The sequence below is a fragment of the Pantoea sp. PA1 genome (assembly GCF_056856975.1).
On the sequence record NZ_JBXGEE010000001.1, the window covers coordinates 262,840 to 282,158 of the forward strand.

19 protein-coding genes are annotated in these 19,319 nt (G+C 58.7%); 13 read left to right on the forward strand and 6 right to left on the reverse strand.

Annotation, left to right across the window (positions count from 1 at the left end):
• The first annotated feature begins 42 nt into the window (after window positions 1-42).
• The 3 genes from AC1V0D_RS01450 to AC1V0D_RS01460 all read left to right on the forward strand — a co-directional run bounded on the left by AC1V0D_RS01450 (window position 43) and on the right by AC1V0D_RS01460 (window position 1,429).
• The gene (locus tag AC1V0D_RS01450; protein ID WP_325953294.1) at window positions 43-558 is read left to right on the forward strand and encodes a hypothetical protein; all 516 of its coding nucleotides are present in this window, start codon (window positions 43-45) and stop codon (window positions 556-558) included.
• A gap of 12 nt (window positions 559-570) precedes the next feature.
• Window positions 571-1,020 carry a DUF421 domain-containing protein gene (locus tag AC1V0D_RS01455; RefSeq protein WP_009091550.1) on the forward strand — a complete coding sequence of 150 codons (450 nt, stop codon included), beginning with the start codon at window positions 571-573 and terminating at the stop codon, window positions 1,018-1,020.
• A 175-nt stretch (window positions 1,021-1,195) separates the two neighbouring features.
• Window positions 1,196-1,429, forward strand: a complete 234-nt coding sequence (locus AC1V0D_RS01460; protein ID WP_150029393.1) for a hypothetical protein — start codon at window positions 1,196-1,198, stop codon at window positions 1,427-1,429.
• 19 nt (window positions 1,430-1,448) lie between these two features.
• Here AC1V0D_RS01460 and AC1V0D_RS01465 read toward each other — a convergent pair whose 3' ends face one another.
• Complete coding sequence (locus tag AC1V0D_RS01465) at window positions 1,449-2,345, reverse strand: lipid kinase (protein ID WP_312829477.1); 897 nt, start codon at window positions 2,343-2,345, stop codon at window positions 1,449-1,451.
• A 170-nt stretch (window positions 2,346-2,515) separates the two neighbouring features.
• On the opposite strand from AC1V0D_RS01465, the gene AC1V0D_RS01470 reads away from it, so the two are divergent.
• The 3 genes from AC1V0D_RS01470 to AC1V0D_RS01480 all read left to right on the forward strand — a co-directional run bounded on the left by AC1V0D_RS01470 (window position 2,516) and on the right by AC1V0D_RS01480 (window position 3,682).
• Window positions 2,516-2,788 (forward strand): cupin domain-containing protein, encoded by a 273-nt coding sequence (locus tag AC1V0D_RS01470; protein ID WP_009091548.1) that lies wholly within the window; start codon window positions 2,516-2,518, stop codon window positions 2,786-2,788.
• A 12-nt stretch (window positions 2,789-2,800) separates the two neighbouring features.
• A complete protein-coding gene (locus AC1V0D_RS01475) occupies window positions 2,801-3,226 on the forward strand; it encodes a DUF4186 domain-containing protein (protein ID WP_009091547.1) in 426 nt (141 codons plus the stop codon).
• Window positions 3,227-3,364: 138 nt separating this feature from the next.
• Complete coding sequence (locus AC1V0D_RS01480; protein WP_033736382.1) at window positions 3,365-3,682, forward strand: hypothetical protein; 318 nt, start codon at window positions 3,365-3,367, stop codon at window positions 3,680-3,682.
• A 295-nt stretch (window positions 3,683-3,977) separates the two neighbouring features.
• On the opposite strand, the gene AC1V0D_RS01485 is transcribed toward AC1V0D_RS01480, so the two are convergent.
• Window positions 3,978-5,204, reverse strand: coding sequence for an AI-2E family transporter (locus tag AC1V0D_RS01485; RefSeq protein WP_009091545.1), 1,227 nt, complete (start codon window positions 5,202-5,204; stop codon window positions 3,978-3,980).
• A 352-nt stretch (window positions 5,205-5,556) separates the two neighbouring features.
• Between AC1V0D_RS01485 and AC1V0D_RS01490 the strand changes: the two genes are divergently transcribed.
• Window positions 5,557-5,886: a hypothetical protein gene (locus AC1V0D_RS01490; protein ID WP_009091543.1), complete on the forward strand. Its 330-nt coding sequence runs from the start codon at window positions 5,557-5,559 to the stop codon at window positions 5,884-5,886.
• Window positions 5,887-5,900: 14 nt separating this feature from the next.
• Here the strand turns inward: AC1V0D_RS01490 and AC1V0D_RS01495 are convergent, their stop codons facing one another.
• On the reverse strand, window positions 5,901-9,662 hold the full coding sequence (locus AC1V0D_RS01495) for an NAD(P)-binding protein (RefSeq protein WP_482906892.1): 3,762 nt from the start codon (window positions 9,660-9,662) through the stop codon (window positions 5,901-5,903).
• A gap of 602 nt (window positions 9,663-10,264) precedes the next feature.
• Between AC1V0D_RS01495 and AC1V0D_RS01500 the strand changes: the two genes are divergently transcribed.
• A complete protein-coding gene (locus AC1V0D_RS01500) occupies window positions 10,265-10,957 on the forward strand; it encodes a DUF421 domain-containing protein (RefSeq protein WP_046101399.1) in 693 nt (230 codons plus the stop codon).
• 139 nt (window positions 10,958-11,096) lie between these two features.
• A complete protein-coding gene (locus AC1V0D_RS01505; RefSeq protein ID WP_009091537.1) occupies window positions 11,097-11,303 on the forward strand; it encodes a hypothetical protein in 207 nt (68 codons plus the stop codon).
• Window positions 11,304-11,372: 69 nt separating this feature from the next.
• On the opposite strand, the gene AC1V0D_RS01510 is transcribed toward AC1V0D_RS01505, so the two are convergent.
• Window positions 11,373-12,566, reverse strand: a complete 1,194-nt coding sequence (locus tag AC1V0D_RS01510; RefSeq protein ID WP_046101401.1) for a zinc-dependent alcohol dehydrogenase — start codon at window positions 12,564-12,566, stop codon at window positions 11,373-11,375.
• A 149-nt stretch (window positions 12,567-12,715) separates the two neighbouring features.
• On the reverse strand, window positions 12,716-13,306 hold the full coding sequence (locus tag AC1V0D_RS01515) for a hypothetical protein (protein WP_482906893.1): 591 nt from the start codon (window positions 13,304-13,306) through the stop codon (window positions 12,716-12,718).
• A gap of 364 nt (window positions 13,307-13,670) precedes the next feature.
• Between AC1V0D_RS01515 and AC1V0D_RS01520 the strand changes: the two genes are divergently transcribed.
• The 4 genes from AC1V0D_RS01520 to AC1V0D_RS01535 all read left to right on the forward strand — a co-directional run bounded on the left by AC1V0D_RS01520 (window position 13,671) and on the right by AC1V0D_RS01535 (window position 17,932).
• Window positions 13,671-14,957 carry an HAAAP family serine/threonine permease gene (locus AC1V0D_RS01520; protein WP_312829471.1) on the forward strand — a complete coding sequence of 429 codons (1,287 nt, stop codon included), beginning with the start codon at window positions 13,671-13,673 and terminating at the stop codon, window positions 14,955-14,957.
• A 199-nt stretch (window positions 14,958-15,156) separates the two neighbouring features.
• Window positions 15,157-16,254: an ABC transporter substrate-binding protein gene (locus tag AC1V0D_RS01525; protein ID WP_111207367.1), complete on the forward strand. Its 1,098-nt coding sequence runs from the start codon at window positions 15,157-15,159 to the stop codon at window positions 16,252-16,254.
• Between the two features lie 247 nt (window positions 16,255-16,501).
• Complete coding sequence (locus AC1V0D_RS01530) at window positions 16,502-16,993, forward strand: RcnB family protein (RefSeq protein WP_140924590.1); 492 nt, start codon at window positions 16,502-16,504, stop codon at window positions 16,991-16,993.
• Between the two features lie 102 nt (window positions 16,994-17,095).
• Window positions 17,096-17,932, forward strand: a complete 837-nt coding sequence (locus AC1V0D_RS01535) for a Cof-type HAD-IIB family hydrolase (protein ID WP_312829482.1) — start codon at window positions 17,096-17,098, stop codon at window positions 17,930-17,932.
• Between the two features lie 54 nt (window positions 17,933-17,986).
• On the opposite strand, the gene AC1V0D_RS01540 is transcribed toward AC1V0D_RS01535, so the two are convergent.
• Entirely contained in the window at window positions 17,987-19,135 is a 1,149-nt protein-coding gene (locus AC1V0D_RS01540; RefSeq protein WP_482906894.1) for an iron-containing alcohol dehydrogenase, read from the reverse strand.
• Window positions 19,136-19,319: the final 184 nt, after the last annotated feature.

The window sequence follows — 19,319 nt, forward strand, 5'->3', positions numbered from 1 at the left end:
TCAGGCAGCGTGCTGCAGAGGCGGGTACTCTTACCAGAGGGAATGAGAGTGAAGAGAGATCGCATTGTGAGTCGGGACTACCCGATAAAAGAAGATCTTCGCTGGGTACGGCGTGAATGGCTGATTCAGCGGGCAGGGGAGTATCTGTTAATTCTGCTGGTGATTCTGGGGGCGTGCGGCCTCTTTTCTAAAGGGGTGCTGAGCGAGGGTCATAGCCTGTCGCCAGACGGCACACTTCAGGTTGAATATGAACGGTTCGGCCGGACCGAAAGCAATATGGATATGCGGATTGGCTACAACGCACCCGCCGGCGATCGCTTCACGATCACGATTGGCGGCGGCGCGCTGAATAATCTGCAGATCCAGACGCTGCAGCCGCAACCGCTGGAAGCCGTGACGATCGGCAGCGATCTGCGGCTGACCTTTTCCACCGGTGACACCGGGGCGGATCACGCAATCTGGCTCGGCCTGCAGCCACGCGATGCGGGCCTGATCCACGTCACGATTCAGGGCGATGATCACGCGCCGGCCCGATTTACCCAATGGATCTATCCCTGACAGAGGCACTTTATGGAAACGGTTTTACGCGCTGCAGCGATCTACCTGGTTCTGATGGTGGTGTTTAAAATTGCGGGCAGACGCACGCTGTTGCAGATGACCTCTTTCGATCTGATTCTGCTGCTGATTATCAGCGAAGCCACGCAGCAGGCGCTGCTGGGCGATGATTTCTCGGTGACGGGCGCGGCGCTGACGATTATCACGCTGGTGACGATCGACATCGTACTGGGAAAACTGAAAAGCCGCTTTCCGGTGGTGGAGCAGGCAATCGATGGCGGTCCGGTGATTCTGGTGGAAAACGGCAACCTGCTGACCGAACGCATGAAGATGACCGGGATTGATCCTGACGATGTGCTGGAGGCGGCGCGTTCCGGACCGGGACTGGAACGGTTTGATCAGATTAAGTATGCCGTGCTGGAGGTCAACGGACATATTTCGGTTATCCCCCGCGCGGACAGCTGACCGCCTCAGACGGCAGGTTTCGCCGGGCTGCAGATGCCACGCCCGGCGGGCAGGGTGAATCTCGCTTCGCTTGCTATTCAGCCGATCTGCGCCAGGCTGAGTAACCGAACCGTGTTTTATTTTCTGAGCTGGCCTGACACTCAATCAGCGTTATGCTTAACAAGTCAGGTATATAGTGAATGATTTTAACCGTTTTACGTTCTATCCGGTCACCGGCTGGCACATCGGCCCGTTAAGCGGGCACGCCGCGCTGGTGCTGCAGTTCAGCTATCTCGATCCTCAGGTCCCGCGCGCGCGATCGGCGCAGGAGTCGCTGTTTTTCGGCCTGACCATCGAGATGGCGAAAGAGCTGGTCAGCAGCCTCACCACGCAGATCAACGACGCCGAAAAGAACGGCACTCAGCATTAACCCCGCGATGTGACATCCGCTATTCCGCTGTCGGACCGGCAGGGGCATAAACCTGTATGGCCCCTGCGATCAGGCGGAAATGGGCGGGCGTCTGTCCGATAATCTCGCCGTCTGCATTGATGTAGTGGGGGCGGCGCGTTTCGATGGTGAGCGCCGTCGTGCTGAAGGTGCGCACGTTGCGCCAGCGACCCTGCGTACCCCGTCGCAGAAAGGGCAGCAGCGCAATCAGCTGCCAGCTGTGCCGGACCTCCAGGCTGTAAACGTCCAGCAGCCCGTCGTCCGGTGCGGCGCGCGCTTCGACCGTCATCCCTCCGCCATAAAAACGGCCGTTGCCCACGGAAACCTGAACGGTCCGGATGGGCGTGCGCTGCTCCTCATGGATCAGGGTGGCGCTGAACGGACGGCTCTGACGCAGCAGCCGCAACGCCGCCAGAGCATAACCGCCGACCCCCCAGCGTTTTTTTGATTCTGCGGTGAGATTGCGCGCCAGCTCGGCGGAAAAGCCGATGCTGGAGACGTTGAGGAACAGATGCTGATTCACCTCCCCCAGATCGACTGCGCGCAGCTGCCCGTCAGTGATAATCTGCACCGCCTGCTCCAGCGTGGCAGGGATGCCGAGCGTCCGGGCAAAGTCGTTGGCGGTGCCCAGCGGCAGGATCCCCAGCGGCAGGCCGGTCTGCATCACGCCCGGCGCGGCGGCGTTAAGCGTGCCGTCGCCCCCGCCAACGATCACCGCATCAATTCGATGGGCATAAGCCGCGATGAGTTCGCAGTAGCTGCGGCTCTCCTCCTCAGCCGGTTGCAGCAGGTTGATACCCGCCTGAGTCAGCAGCGTCCTGGCCCGGCTGGCCGCCGCGCGGCCTTTACGCGAACGCGGATTGATCAGCAGCAGGGCGGTTTTCAGAGGGTGAGACATATTTTTCCGTCATCCTGATGTCAAAATGGCTGGCATGAGGCGGAAAGTACAGCATCGGTATGCGCGGTGAACAACCCTGCTTGCGCTACTTTACGTAACCACCGGCGTGCCATAAATGGCGATAAAAATCGTCTACACTACCAGGGTCGGTTCCATATCGAGGAGTGACAATGACAGAAGATGAATTCAGAAAACGATTAGCCGGAGAAGGGTTTGACGAGCCACTGCTGGTGGAACGTGCGCCCGCCACCGAGCTCGACAATCATGTCCATCCCTTCGAAGCACTGGCCCTGATCCTCAGTGGTGATATCACCATCAGTACAGAACAGGGCGAGACCACTTACCATCCTGGAGAGACGTTTCACCTGCAGCCGAATGAGCTGCATCGTGAGGCGTTCGGGCCGCAGGGCGTGCGCTACCTGGCGGGCCGGAAATATGAGTGACGGGCGGGCAGTATGACGGTTTCTGACGATCTCTTTGCCCGCCTGGCGCGCTCGCCATTCCGCCAGCGCTTTCGACTGGGGCGCGCGGAGTATGATTATGCGCTGAGCAAAGGCGAGCCGGTGTTGCGTGAGCATGCCGCAGAGTTTGTTGCACAGCGGCTGGCGCCTGCCCGGCCCGCGCGTGATGGCAAACAGACGCCGATGCGCGGTCATCCGGTGTTTATCGCCCAGCATGCCACCGCGACCTGCTGTCGCGGCTGTCTGAGCAAATGGCACAATATTGCTCAGCAGCAGCCCCTGAGCGCAGAGCAGCAGGCCTATGTGGTGTCAGTGCTGTTGCAGTGGATCAGCGATCAGATGCAGCGTCCCGCACCGCCCGCGCGGGTGGACAGAAAGACGACGAAGCCGGATGACGATCCGCAGCTCGCGCTCTGGTAGCGGACGATCAGGCTGCCCCGGAGGGAATTTTCTGGTGAAAACTGGCCCTTTTTCATTCCTGGTTTATTCTTAAATCTTTCCTGGAATCGCTATGCCAGGATTAAAACCTACACGGCAACAATGAATACAGAGGGAATTATGAAGAAATCAATTATTGCACTGTCTGCTATTTTGCTGGCCTCGCCGGTATTTGCTGCTACCACTACCGATAACACCGTTGCGGAAGCGCACAAAGGCGCGGATACCGCTAAAGAAAAACTGCATCATGCGCAGAATCAGGGCGAAGAGCTGAAGCTGAAATCTGAGCACGCGGCGGAAGGCAAGAGCCACACCACCGGCAGCAAAATCAGCGAAGGCACCCAGAAGGGCTGGCATAAAACGAAAGAAGGTGCCGAGAAAGGCTGGGATAAAACCAAGCAGGGCGCTGAAGATCTGAAAAACAAAGCGACCAACTGATTCGCTGCCATTTCAGATAAAAAAGAACCCACCGAAAGGTGGGTTTTTTTATGGCTGCAATGCCAGGGCAGATTGCTTTGATATTGAGCCTGCCCCGGGAGCAGGGGCAGATCGGAAAGTCGCTTATGCCATCCATGGCCGCTCGGCCCGCACCGTCCCTGGCGCGGGACGCTTTCCTCTTCTGACCCTGTTCCCGACGCGTTGCGCGTTTTCATTGCTGCCTGATTAACCGGGTCTTAAATTTTGTAGCCTCTGAAAACCCACCGAAAGGTGGGTTTTTTATTTCCAGAGAAAATCAGGCTTTGCTGGCGGCGGCTTTTTCTTTCTCTGCCGCCGCTAAGGCTGAGACTTTCATCTCCGCGTCAGCCGCTGCTTCGGCCGCAACGGCGGCGGCTTCTGCCGCGGCCTCGGCGGCGGTCTCAGACTGTTTCTTGCCCTCTTCGATCACCTCTTCGTCGATGACTTCGATGTTCTCGCGATTATCGCGACCGGAGAGCAGGTTCCAGCAGGCGATGAACAGCGCCGCAATCACCGGACCGATGACAAAACCGTTGATGCCGTAAATCTCCATCCCGCCCAGCGTGGCGATCAGGATCAGGTAGTCAGGCATTTTGGTGTCTTTACCGACCAGCAGCGGACGCAGGATGTTATCCACCAGCCCCACAATCACCACGAAGAAACCGACCAGGAAGAGGCCTTTCCACACGGCACCGGTGGCGAAGAAGAAGACCGCTGCAGGCACCCAGATAATGGCGGAGCCGACGGCCGGGATCAGGGAGAGGAACGCCATCAGCGCCCCCCACAGCAGGCTGCCGTCAATGCCGGTGAACCAGAAGGCCAGCCCGCCGAGAATACCCTGCACGATGCCGACCACAACCGTGCCTTTGACCGTCGCACGCGCCACCGCGGCAAACTTCACCAGCAGGTGATGCTTGACGTAGGTCGAAAGCGGCAGCGCTTCCAGGATCAGATGCACCAGATAGGAGCCATCTTTCAGCAGGAAGAACAGCAGATAGAGCATCACGCCAAAACCGACGGTAAAGCTGAAGGTGCCCCTGCCGATGATGAATGCGCTGCCTGCCAGGTACTGGCCGCCCTTGAGGGCAAACGAGGAGAGCTTCTGCTGAATCTCTCCGGCGGTATCGAGATTATTTTCAGCCAGATAATGTTTTGCCCAGCGCGGCAGATGCTGCAGCAGGTCGGCGAAAACCGCCGGGAACTGCGCCGAGTTGGTCTGCAGTTTGTGATAGACCGCATTGGTTTCGACCACCAGCGATGAGGCGATAATGGCCAGCGGCGTAAACACAATCAGACAGATGCAGAGCAGGGTGAGCAGTGCGGCCAGGCCATTGCGTTCCCCCAGCCGGCCCCGCAGATAACTTTTCAGCGGATGGAAAATGACCGCCAGAATTGCCGCCCATAAAATCGGCGAGAAATAGGGCGAAAGCACCTCAAAAAAGGCGAACGTGGCGATCGCCAGAATCAAAATGAAAAATCCGATGTTCAATCCTTTAAAACGCATGGAAAAACCTCATCTGGAACATACTCTGATAAACCCGAAGCACGAATTTTCCGTGTCTGGCTTCGCTTGCACTGACCGCTCATCACTGAATATCGATCAGGCTTTACTCTTTCAACGCTGCCGGTGGCAGCTTCATGCAGGCTAACGCGTTGAAATTCAGGGCAGAAGCGGGGAACGGCGGATGTGCGTTCACGGCGTCGCGCCCGGACAGTCACGCACGGCAACTGACCATCACGCGCGGGATCCTACCTTAGCGTAGCGGTTTCAACCATTATTGGTAGGTCAGTCACTCATGATCGCGACGGAATCTGCCGATAACCCGGTTAATGAGGTGAACATCGGGCGATGAAAAATGCATAACAGGATAATTCTGGCGGCGCTGCTGGCGCTGTCGCTGACAGGCTGTGCCACCAAGCACTATCCGCAGGCCACGGCGGTGACGCCGGAAGAGACGGCGATGCTCAGTTGTGGCGCGCTGGATCAGGAGCTGGTGAAAGCGCACGGCGTACAGAGCGATATTGAGCAGACCGGGCGGTTTGACGCCCTGACCGTGCTGGGCTTCGTCGGCGATTTTGGCCTGGGCAATGGCATTGCGAAATACAATGCCAGCCAGAAGGTGGCGCGGCGCGTCAGCCAGTTGCAGTCGCTGAAAGCCGCGAAGTGCAGCCAGCCTCTTGCGTAGCTGGCTGCGTCGGGTCAGCCGCGCGTCCGCTCGCTGACATGCTGCAGCCGGACATTTTCGGCGGCGCGCTTACCGGCGAGGAAAGCGTGGTCGGAATTGTAATATTCCCACTCACTGTAGCGGCCTGACAGATGGATATCCTGCGTCAGCAGCCACTGCCGGATCAGCGCCACGTTCGCACTGCGCGCATGGTCGTAGATGACGTAGGCGTAGGGCATATCGACCTCTGAGGCGCAGAGCAGCGGATCGCTCTCGCTGATCATCCCGACCCGGATGCAATCCTGACGGCAGCGTTCAATCAGCGCATCGCCCGTCAGCGGCAGCGGATGGGCGGCGTTGTAGGTGATTTCACAGGTTAAGCCGAACCCGCCGGGGGGATTGCAGTGCGGGCTGGCATTGCCCTGCACAAAGATGCGGTGAAACAGCGTGTCGCCCGGATAGTAAATCCAGTGTTTTTCGGTCAGGTCAGCCCGGCCAATGCCCAGGTTCACGCAGCGCACCGAGACAAACTGCAGCTGCTGTGCCGCCCGCTGCACATTCTCCGGCGCCTCATCGCCCATCAGTTTAATCAGTTCCGGCAGCGGCATGGTGCTGATCAACTGCTCATAGCGGTAGTGGCGTCCATCCGCCAGCAGCGCGACATGCGCCTGCGGATAAATCCGGCTCAGGGTGGCATCCGTTTCCAGTTTGCACTTCAGGTGCGGCAGAAAGCCGGACATCAGCGCCTGGAAGCCACCGTGCAGCGGATAGCCGAAGCGGGCGTTAGGCCCCACCGGTTTTGCCAGCGGCTGCAGTGCGCCATCGATAATCTGCGCCAGGTCGGGCAGCGGTACGCGTCCGCCCAGCCACGAGGTCTCCATCTCAGTCAGCGGCACTTTCCACAGTTTCTGGTTATAGGGCAGGGCAAAGTGACGTGCGATCCCTTTCCCCCAGGTGCGCAGGATAAAGTGCTGAAAATCCTCTTCGCCTTCCACTTCACCGGCCAGGCTGCCCTCATCCGCTATCGCGCCATCGGCACAGCAGTCCCGTCGCGCCCGCGCCCGATCCAGCGGCACCGCGGGCGCGGCCGTTTCGCCATAGCGCGCCTCGATTGCGCCCAGCACGCACTCTTTTACGACCTCAACCGGCAGACCGTGCAGCGCCGACTGGAAGGGATAGCGGGTATAGATGCCGTCGTTCCAGACCCAGGCCTCACGCGCCTGCCAGTGCAGATTGTCGCCGAGCAGCATCTCGTAGAGCTGCAGGACATAGGGGTCCTGCGAAAACATAATGTGACCGGCATAGTCGAAGGTAAAACCCCGATCGTCGATGGAGCGGCACCAGCCGCCCGGCGTAGCATTTTTCTCCAGCAGCACCGCGCCTTCACCATAGTGATAACCGGCGCTCAGTCCGGTTGGCCCGGCACCGACAATCAGGCAGGGCACCGCTTCGCTCTCCAGCATCGCCGGGGTTAACGGCGTCACGTTCGCCTGGGCACTGGCTGGCGTGACCGGCTCACCGGCAGGCTGCGGATGCGTCAGAGCCTGCTGGATCAGGGCCTGTATCTGTTCTGCCGTACGATCCCAGGAGGTCGCGTCCACTCTTACCTGCATCCGGCCCGCCAGCGTCAGTCGCTCAGCCGCACTGAGGGTCATCGCCTCTTCACAGGCGGCAATAAAGGCGGCAGGGGTCTCTGCCACCGCCACTTCTTCAGCGTAATGCCGCGCCACGTCCACGATGGCGGTACTGACAATCGGCAGCTGTGCCGCCATATACTCCAGCACTTTGGTGGGCGAGATGAAACGCGTCGAGGCGTTAATGGCAAAAGGCATCAGGCAGACATCCCAGCCCGCCAGGAACTGCGGCAGCGCCTGGTAGGGCTGCTGGCCGAGCCAGTGAATATTGTCGCGCTGCGGCAGGCTGGCGGGATCGATTTTCACCACCGGCCCGACCATGATGATCTGCCATTCCGGATGGCTGTCCGCCAGCGCGGCAATCAGCAGCAGATCGATACGCTCATCCAGTACGCCGTAATAGCCAAGCCGCTTTGCCGGGATCGCATCCTGAAGCGGATGATGGTTACTGCGATCGCGTGCCTGCTCAAAGTGGACGGCATCCACGCTGCTGGGGAAGCAGTAAACCTGATGATGTTTATCGCGCTTTGCTTCATAGAGGCTGGAGCCGCCGGTGAACACCAGATCGGCGCGGGTCATCAGCGCCGATTCGCGCTGTTGCAGCTGGCGCGGGGCGTTGTGGAAGGCGGAGAGTTCATCCATGCAGTCGTAGATCACCAGCCGGGGTTTGAAAGGGGTGAGCAGCGGCAGGGCCATGGGGGTATAGAACCAGATCAGCGGCTCCTCATCCTCCTCCAGCAGCGGGGCGAGCAGCAGCAGCAGTGGGGCAATCTGGCTGTCGTGAAAACCGGGTGCGTCGTGGGGGGTATGCGGCTGGATCACGGTGATATTTGCTGCGGGCGAACTCTGATGCAGGCCAGGTGGTCCCGCCTGCCAGACCGGCTCCTCGACGAACAGCACGCGATAGTGCTGTGCCAGACGGGTCAGAAGCTGCTGCGGGCGCTGGAAAACAAAGCCCCAGCGTAAATGACTGAAAACGATAAGAGCGGGTTTGTTCATGACAGACTCCTGACAGGGGGATGAGGAAGGGACGATGTGCTGCAAAAAGCGTTGCGCCTGGCGCAGGGCGTCGGCATAAGGCTGCTGTAACTGGCGGGCGTAAGGATCGGGCCCTGACAGGTCCAAATCCCATAACCCGCTGCGGGTCCAGAAGGTGGTCTCCTCCCAGAGGGGACGATCGAGAATCGGATAGAGGCAGATGCCGAGCATCTCCACGCCCGCCAGCTGCGCCTGCGCCACCTGGGCGGCGATCTCGCCGATCCAGGCGCCGCGTCCGCTGCCGACATGGCTGGTTTCTGCCAGCAGCAGCGGCCGCTGATAACGCTGCCAGACCTGCTGCAGCATCTGATGCAGCGGCAGGCGGCGGCTGTCGCCCAGATGCCACCAGAGTCGCTGGTTCGAACCCTGCTCCCACTGGTTGTCGTGGTAATAGTTGACGCCCACCAGATCGAGATAGCGGGGCGCGCCGCCCAGTTCCGGATGACGTCTGCCACTCAGCATGTCCCACGCCTGGTACTGGGTATCACACAGGGCGCGTGCCAGCCCGTCGCTGTCGGGATCGGCGGGATCGGGCACGATATGGATCAGCGGATCGCAGTGCAGCAGGCGGGCGCGCGGATCCGCCTGCCAGATCGCATCACAGGCCGCCAGCGTAGCCCGCACCAGCTGACGCTTGGCGGCATCAGCCCGATCGGGTTCAGGGATCGCCTCACAGGGGAAAACCCCGACGGAGATGCCCCAGCTGAGGAAAGAGATCTCATTCATCGGTGAATAGACCGGCGCAGACGAATACCAGGGGGCGAGAAAGTGGGCCAGGGCGCCGCAGAAGGCGGCAAACCGGCTGACAAAGTCGTCACTGAACAGCGTGACGTCAGCGGGCCAGCCGTAGTGACAGAGTGTCCAGCTGAGCTGAATACCCTGCTCACGTGCGGCCATCATCCGCGCTGCGATGGTCGAGAAGTCATAGCGTCCATCGCGTTCGCACAGCCGCCAGCCCACGCTTTCACGCACCGTGCGAAGAGAAAAGGGGGCCAGGGCGGCATAATCCGCTGCTGCACGGCTCTGATGCTGATTCAGATCGTTCATCGACAGCGCAAGACCGGCAGGATTGATATGATCGGCTCCTTCGTAACCTGCCTGCCAGAAACTGGAAAAAGGCGTCATGGCATCTCCCGAAAAAAAGCAACACGCTTCCCGCTGACGCGCCGTCGTGAAACGGGTCAGGGCGTTATGGGTATGCAAAGCAGACTGGCCGGTCGGGCCACTCTCACGAACGGGCGATCCCTGCTATAAGCCACAGACGCTGAATGGCAGGCATCAGCACCTGTTGCAAAATGGACGAGTGAGATAGCAGGTATCACAGACAGCGCTATCGGCAGGAAAAAGAGTGGCTTCTCTGAATGTTAAGTGATGAGGTGGAAGCCTTACTGGAAAGTATAGGCTGGGTAATGTTCTTGGCAAATTATTGAAGTAAAAAGAAAAAACGCAGCGGCAAAAAGCAGCCAGCCAGAAACAGGAAATTTTTGCTTCCGTTTCAGTCGCCAGCAAAATAAGCGCAGCGTGAGGCGAGGCTGTCCCTTTTTCAGCTTTGTTAACCTTTTCCGCAGCCTGCAGAACGGTCAGACTCGCCCGCTTCAGGCTTACAGCTTCGCTTGCCTTTTGGCGAACAGGCGACAAGCTTGACGTATCGCTGGCCTGGATCTGCGGGCCAATCAATCGGCGGCGGTGAAGAGACGCCCCCTTTAAAACAGGATGTTTAGCAGACTATGTTCTCATTCGACTGGCACCGTTTTTTGCTCAACGATCAGCCCGCCACCTTTTTGTTTGAGGTGGTGGCGCGTGTCCTGATCGCTTATCTGGTGGTATTTACCTTTCTCAAAGTCTCCGGGCGGCGCGGCGTGCGTCAGCTGTCTCTGTTTGAACTGGTGGTGATCCTGACGCTGGGTTCCGCCTCGGGTGACGTGACGTTTTATGATGATGTGCCGGTGCTGCCGGTCATTATGGTGTTTGTGGTTCTGCTGTCGCTCTACCGTCTGACCACCTGGCTGACGGCGCTCAGTCCGCGCTTTTCACGGCTGATTCAGGGGGATGTGATTACCCTGATTAAAGACGGGCTGTATGTGCTGGAAAGTCTGGATCGGCTGAATATTTCCGAAGATGAGTTCTATATGGAGTTGCGGCAGAGCGGCGTGGAACATCTGGGGCAGATCCGCCTGGCGCTGGTGGAGGTCGATGGCCAGCTCAGCCTCTATTTCTATGACGACGATGCGATGCGCGCCGGGTTAAGCGTGCTGCCTCCCGCGCACCGGCAGGATTACAGCACGGTCCCGACGAGCGGGCTTTATGCCTGCACCCATTGCGGCCAGACCCGGACCATTGAGGCAGAGCAGCAGGCGGTCTGTCCACGCTGCCAGCGCCAGCGCTGGTCTGTGGCGCTGACCGTGCGCCGGTTGCACTGATGGCCTCAGCCTGGAAAGCTGAACCGCAGCTAAACGCGTTGCAGCTTGTTCCCGGTTGCCACATAACTTTGCCTGTTACTGACAGAAAATGAAAACGCTTCGGGCAGCATAGCGTCACCGTTATCAAAGAGGTGTGCGTATGAAAGTGAGGCTGGCCAGTGGGTTACTCTTTTTACTGTTATCGTTTGGCGCGTTTTCACAACAGGTGATCAGCGAAAGTCATCCCCATTCACGCAGTGCGCGACTGCTGGAACAGGGGAGCCAGGTGGATACGGCGGATACGCCGGATGAACATCTGCTGGAGGGACGGGAGGGGCGGAGCACTCTGCAACGCAGGCCGTTTTAAGATAACGCCCCGGCAGAGCACGCTGCCGGGGCACCAGAGAGCCGAATCTGAACGCGTCAGACCCGTAGGTTACAGGGTGGCCTGCGTGGGTGACAGGCCAGGCACCAGAATCACCTTGCGGCACTCCTCTTCCCGTTTGTTGAAAATATCGTAGCCGCGGGCCGCATCCTCCAGCGGCAGATGATGGGTCACAATCTCTTCCGGTGTCAGGTGGCCCTGCTCAATCAGCTTAAGCAGGTCAGGCAGATAGGCGTGAACGTGGGTCTGCCCCATCTTAAAGGTCAGCCCTTTGTCGAAGGCGTCACCAAACAGGAAGCCGTGAATAAAACCGGCATAAACGCCCGGCACGCTGACGATACCGCCACGCCGCACCGCCGCAATACACTGGCGCAACGCTTTACCGCTGCTGCCCTCCAGTTTGAGGTTGCTGAGTACGGTTTCCGTCAGGCTGCCTTTCGCCTCAAAACCCACGGCATCAATCACCGCATCCACCCCGCGATTGCCGGCGCTCTGTTCGATGATCCAGCCTGCCGGGTCATCAATTTCATCGAAGTTAATCGGGATAACGCCATAGCGTTCACGGGCAAAGTTTAAGCGGTAGCTGTTGTGGTCGATCATGTAGATCTGTTCGGCCCCCTGCTGGCGGGCGCAGGCGGCGCTGAGCAGCCCCACCGGCCCGGCACCGAAAATAGCCAGGCTGGAACCGGGTCTGACCTCGGCATTTTTCACCGCCTGCCAGGCGGTCGGCAGGATATCGGAGAGGAACAGCACTTTCTCATCCGACAGCACCGGCGGCACTTTAAACGGGCCGGTGTTGGCTTTAGGCACCCGGACATACTCAGCCTGTCCGCCGGGCACACCACCGTAAAGTTTGCTGAAGCCAAACAGCGCGGCCGGCGGAGTAATATTTTTGCGGTTCAGGATGGCACCGCGGCCGCTGTTGGTGTTCTCACAGGCGGCATACTGATTAAGCAGGCAGAAAAAGCAGTCGCCACAGGCGATAACGAACGGGATGACCACCCGATCGCCTTTGGCGACGGCCGTGACCGCACTGCCTGTCTCAACCACTTCGCCCATAAACTCATGGCCAAAGATATCACCGTGGCCGGTGCCGGGAATTTTGCCGCGATAGAGGTGGAGGTCTGAACCACAAATGGCCGTGGCGGTCACACGCAGAATAATGTCATCTGCGGCTTCCAGGCCGGGATCGGGGACGTTATCCACGCTGACTTTATGCGGGCCGTGGTAGGTTAATGCTTTCATCTGTTCATCTCCTGCTGACAAGGGGAGGGCGGTCAGACCGTGAGCCGTGACCACTCGCGGGGAAGTGTTGCGATATCTGAGCCTTAGCCTGCGTGAAGTGTAGTCACCCTCAGAAGAGTAAGCAGAGCGGTACAGGAGAAAGCCCCGTCTCAGCCGGGCTGGCAGGGAGGGGGGGTCCGGGTGTCAGCAACCGTGACGAGGGGCGCATCGGGCTGCCACCGCATCAGATCGGCAAAGGCGCGACGATAAGCCGTGTCGATTTGCGCCGGCACCTGTTCAATGTAGCGGAAAGCGTGTTCCCGCGTTTCACCGCTCAGCTGCTGCAGATAGTGCCGCGCCTGACTCAGCGTCGTTATCTGGCCTTCGACACCGGCCATGCGGGCGGGCAAATCAGTCCAGATGAGACCTTCAATCCCTCTGGCCTGCGCCCACGCCGCCAGCGGGCCTGTGGCGTTATCTGTCACCGTGATCATCCCGACGCCATCAACGCGGTTGTCCGGAATGGCCTCACGAAGCCGCAGCGCCTGGCAGGCCCGCTCCAGTGAAGCGGTATTCAGCCAGGCCCAGCACACCGGCACCGGACTGGCATTCAGGCAGATCGCTGTGGAGAGCTCACCGCCATCACTGATGCGCACAAATTCCACCGGTACGGCGGGACCATCATGATGCCACTCACCGGCGACCGGCAGCGCGTCGGTTTTCCAGATTAACGATCCCCAGCCCAGACAGGCAATTTTCATTCTCTTCTCCCGTGTTTGCGTCGCCACCTTCGCGACACGTCAGAGTTAAAGCGTAGTCCGTTACGCTTAATCGTTACAGGGATCACCTTTTTTAGTGCGGTAAAGCGGCCTTAAAGATGGCATGATCTGCCCCGCAGTCACTCTGCACAACCTGACGGTTATTTCAGCAATCTGTGCGCGTTTATCGGTGCGGCTTGAACTTTTATCGTCAGGTAGTGTAAAAAGTGGCGCACGCAAACGATTACCTGTGCATGTGTGTTGGCAGCATCACGCGCGCAGGTTCCGCTGCGACCGGACCGGAAAGCAGGGGACGACACCTCTTTCAGCGGTCCAGGGTACTGGCGCTTTTAACACGGAATATCTGATGAAAACCACGCAAACTGGCACGCTGGGCGCGCTTGAAAGTGACGTCGATACGGGATGGCGTAAAACCGACACCATGTGGATGCTGGGTTTATACGGCACTGCGATTGGCGCGGGCGTCCTGTTCCTGCCGATTAATGCGGGCGTTGGCGGCCTCATCCCGCTGATCATTATGGCGATACTGGCGTTTCCGCTGACCTTTTATGCGCACCGCGCGCTGACCCGCTTTGTCCTCTCCGGCAAAAATCCGGCCGGTGATATCACCGAGGTTGTTGAGGAGCATTTCGGCGTCGGGGCGGGCAAGCTGATTACGCTGCTCTATTTCTTCGCCATCTACCCGATTCTGCTGATGTACAGCGTTGCGATTACCAATACGGTCGAGAGTCTGATGGTGAATCAGCTGGGGCTGGTGCCACCGCCGCGCGCGCTGCTGTCGCTGCTGCTGATTGTCGGGCTGATGACCATTGTGCGCTTTGGCGAGAAGATGATTGTCAAAGCGATGAGCGTGCTGGTCTACCCCTTTGTCGCGGTGCTGATGCTGATGGCCTGCTATCTGATCCCACACTGGCACGGCGCGGCGCTCTCCACGCTGACCGTTCAGCCCGCAGGCAGCAGCCTGTGGATGACGCTGTGGCTGGCGATCCCGGTGATGGTCTTCTCCTTTAACCACTCTCCCATTATCTCCTCCTTTGCGCTGGCGAAGCGCGAAGAGTATGGCGACGCCGCTGAGAAAAAGTGCTCGCGCATTCTGGCCTGCTCACACCTGATGATGGTGGTGACAGTGATGTTCTTTGTCTTCAGCTGCGTGCTGAGCCTGTCGCCTCAGGATCTGCATGCGGCCAAGGCGCAGAACATCACGATTCTCTCCTATCTGGCGAACCACTTTCAGGTGCCGATGATTGCCTGGCTGGGCCCGCTGATCGCGGTGGTGGCGATCACCAAATCGTTCCTGGGTCACTACCTTGGCGCGCGCGAAGGGTTCAACGGCATGGTTAATAAAGCGCTGCGCAGTCGCGGTAAAGCGATCGCGCCGGCCAGACTGAATCGCCTGACGTCACTCTTTATGCTGCTGACGACCTGGCTGGTGGCAACGCTGGACCCGAATATTCTCGGCATGATTGAGACGCTGGGCGGGCCGGTTATTGCCATGATCCTGTTCCTGATGCCGATGTATGCCATTCAGAAAGTCCCGGCAATGCGTCAGTACAGCGGAAAAATCAGCAACCTGTTTGTGGTGCTGATCGGAGTGATTGCCATCTCCGCTATTTTCTATTCGCTGGTGAAGTAATCCTGCCCACGGCAGGTGCCTCCTCCGGGAGGCACCTGCCGTTCCCCCTGTCATACACGCCTCCCGCGCTTCCGAATCTGGCTCATCCCCTCACTCCTGCCCGACTGAAGTATCTGGTTAGCAATGGTTACAGTTGTTACAGAGTGACATGGTAGAGTTAACGCGAATAATTATTATTCCTTTAAAGGACAGGATGAACATGAAGATCGGGATGGCTGCTGCCACCACACTTTTGCTGTCGACCGCCTGCGCGGCCACCACTTATCCGGTCACCGTGACCGATATGGATGGACAGAAAATTACGCTGCAGAAAGAGCCTCAGCATGTGATTCTGCAGGATGGCCGCGACGTCATGACGCTGGCACTGCTGGATCGACAGAATCCGTTTCAGCGGGTCGTGGCCTGGAACAATCTGCCGAAAAAGCAGGACACGCAGACCTGGGATCTGCTGAAGCAGCGCTGGCCTCAGGCGACCTCAATTGTGGATATGGGCTTTAACGATCAGGGCCAGGTCAACCTGGAGAGCGTGCTGGCGAAGCAGCCCGATCTGATGATTGCGCAGCTGCGCGCCAAACCCGCGCTGACACAATCAGGCGTGCTGGCCACCCTGAAAAATCTGCACATCCCGGTACTCTTTCTCGATGATGAGCTGCATCCGAAAGAGAATACCCTGAAAAGCGTGAGCGTGCTCGGCACGGTGCTGAACCGTGAAGCTGAAGCAAAAGACTACGCCGATTTTTATCAGCAGCGCTGGCAGGCGCTTCAGGAGAAAATCGCCCAGGTTCCGCACAAGCCGACGGTTTTTGTTGAGCCGATTGCCGGTAACAGCGACAACTGCTGCTTTACCCACGGACACAACGGCTGGGGCGCGCTGGTGGAGGCGGTCGGCGGCAAAAATATTGGCTCTGCACTGCTGCCCGGCAGTTCCGGCTTTGTTTCGCTGGAGAAGATCATTGCCATGAAGCCGGATGTCTACATCATGACCGGCTCAAAGCGGCCGAACAGCAATGTGCTGCCGTTTGGTTATGGCGCGAATCAGACCGAGGTGACCGCGACCTTTAAGCGCTTACAGAGCCGCACGGGGCTGGCGCAGATCGCCCCGGTCAGAGAGCAGCGCGTCTATGGCGTTTACCATCACTTCTACAATCATCCCTACAACATTATCGGGATGGAGATTCTGGCGAAAGATCTCTATCCGCAACAGTTCCGTGACCTCGACCCCACAGCGGATTACCACCACATCGTGACGCACTTTACGGGATTACCTGACGCGCCCGTGATCCTCAGTACGCCATAACCGGCCCCTGTCAGGGTGCGGTTTCGTACCCTGACACACGTTTTCGCTGGCAGCGGCGATCGGCGTTTTGTCTGATGCGCCGGTCAGCCAGCGGGCAGGGCGGTCTTTAGTGTTAAGAAAGTGATAATTACGCGTAATGGTCTGTAAATTGGCGGTTTTTAAGAATTATACAGATGTTGCCATACAGGATTATTGCCATGATGCCGATCAACGGTGCCTGACAGCCGTTATTTTCGGAGGCAGTACCATGAAAAAAACAACATTAACGCTTATCGCTTCACTTTTGACATGCAGCACGCTCTTTTCTCAGACCACGCTGGCAGACGATCGCGGCGCTCCGCACCGCCCGCCGGTGCCGCATCAGAATGATGGCCCTGGCCCGGATGCGTGGGGGCCCGGCCCGCATCCGGATCGTGACCGCGACGACCGCCATCGTCATGAGGAGCGGGAACGCCATGAGATTGAACATGCGCGTCATGATGACGAGCGCTTCCGTCACGACAGAGGGCGATATGAGCCGCGCGACGCATTCGCCTGGCAGGGACATGAGTTTCGCCGTGGCCATGCGATCCCGCGAGCCTATTGTGACGACCGTTACCGCGTTGACGACTGGGATGCGCGCGGACTGCCTGAACCGCCGCAGGGGGAACACTGGGCAGACATCAACGGCAACTATGTGCTGATTGCGGCGGCAACCGGCATTATCACCTCACTGCTGCTGAACAACGCACTGAATTGAACCCACGGGATGGCGGCGGCCATCCCGCTTTCTTTCCGTTTTGCGCCGCCAGCGTCTATCCTGAGACTCCACACTGACATTCTCCCTGTGTAAGGAGTCATGATGACGACGGTTAAGATGGTTGCGGTTGATATGGATGGCACTTTTCTGGACGACAATAAGCAGTACAATCGATCCCGGTTTCTCGCCTGCTACCAGCAACTCACCGCCCGCGACATCAAATTTGTCGTGGCCAGCGGTAATCAGTACTACCAGCTCAAATCCTTTTTTCCGGAGGTCGCCAGCGATATCGCCTTTGTGGCGGAAAACGGCGCATGGATTATCGACCGTGATGAGGAGCTGTTCTGCGGCGCCTTTGACCGCCGCGATGTCGAAGCGGTCATCAACACCCTGCAAAACGGCAACTATCCCGGCCTGCGTTATCTGCTGTGTGGACGCGAAAGTGCGTACTACTTTGACGGCATGGAAGAGAGCTGGCTGAAAAAGATGCGTCACTACTGTCATCGCCTGAAGCCGATTCAGCATCTGGATGAGGTGCAGCATGATCGGTTGTTCAAGTTCGCACTGAATCTCTCTGACGACGCTATCGAGCCGCTGATGGCGGATATCGAGCGGCTGCATCATGGTCGTGTGGCCGCAACCTCAAGCGGACACGGCTCCGTTGACCTGATTGTGCCGGGCAATCATAAAGCGCATGGCCTGGATCTGCTCGCCACGCGCTGGGGCATCACACACGACCAGGTGCTGGCGTTTGGTGATGGCGGCAACGATCTGGAGATGCTTAAGCAGTCTGGTTTCAGTTTTGCCATGGCCAACGCGCCGCAGCGGGTGAAGCAGGCAGCACGCTATGCTGCCCCTGCTAATAACGAAGAGGGCGTGCTGCAGGTGATTGAGCAGATGCTGGCCGGTGAGGGGCCATTCGCAAATCTGTCCGCGTAACGGGCAGACGCGGTTTTCGGAAGGGCAGAGGCGGGTCATCTGGCCCGCCTCTCTTCACGCCGTGATGCGCCAGGCCTGGGCGATCATCGTCTCCATCTGTTCGCGGCTGTAATTCACCAGCGAATTTTTGCTGTTGGCGCGCGCCAGAATCCACTTCAACTCTTCGCCCGTCAGCGTGGGCCCCCCCTGCCAGAACGGCAGAATCGCCTGCTGCTGCAGCCACGTTTTGAGGAACTGCGCGGGTGAGTCGGTGGCTTCACTGAAAAGCTGCCCATGTAACGCTGACATCAGTGTCTGCTGCAGCGGATGATCGCTGTCGGCCAGCAGATCCAGAAAGGGGAACAACAGCCGCCCGCACACTTCGCCGTGGTGAAACGGTTTTATCGCGCCCAGTTCGCCTGCAATACCGTGGATGACCCCCAGACCGGCGCTGCTCAGCGCAACTCCTCCCAGCCACGATGCCATCATCATCGACTCTCTTGCCGCATCGCCCGCACTCTCTTCACTGTTCAGCGCCGGCCAGGCCTGGATAAACTGACGCAGGCCGGTCACGGCCAGCTGTTGAGTGAAAAGATTCCCTTTCGCGGAGAGGTAGGCTTCAAACAGGTGGGTAAAGGCATCGATCCCGCAGGTCGCCAGCACGTGGTCAGGTGCCCCCTTCAGCAGATCGGGATCGAGAATAGCCACTTCCGGGACAAAAACCGGGTGGCGCAGTGAGGCTTTGATCTGAATATCGCGCTGGTCGGTCACCACCGCATTCTGCGTCACTTCACTGCCGGTCCCGGCCGTCGTCGGAATAGCAATCAGCGGTAACGTGACTGGCTGAACCGCGCTGTCGCCCACCTTTTCCAGATAGCGGGCCGTCGGCAATGGATGCTGCATCATCGCGCTGAACGCTTTAGCCGCATCCAGCACGCTGCCCCCGCCGATGGCCACCACCCGATCCACATGACCCCGCCAGCGTGCCACCCAGCCATCTATCTCAGCAGGAGAGGCTTCATGGCTGACAATTTCATAGCCGATAATCTGCGCGTTCAGGTCAGCTTTAATCCGTTCATACGCCGCGCCCTGCAGAAAGGATTGCCCGCAAAACAGCAGGGTAGGCTGTGACCGGGCGGCCAGCAGCGGCACCAGTTTATCGAGGCTGCCGCGGCCAAAGAGGGTTCGTTGATTACTGTACAGCTCACTCAGGTTCACACTCACCAGCGCATCCTTTTTACATTTCACTAAAATCTGAGTGTAACGAAAAGCGCGCCGCCGGCACTGGCAAACTTTCTGATAACGTCCCGGTAAAAAGTTGATCATCTTCGCAAAACAGAAATTCACCCCGGCGGGGTGGTGCTTTACTGCGGATGTTACCCTTAACATGTTATCGGTAACAGCGTTT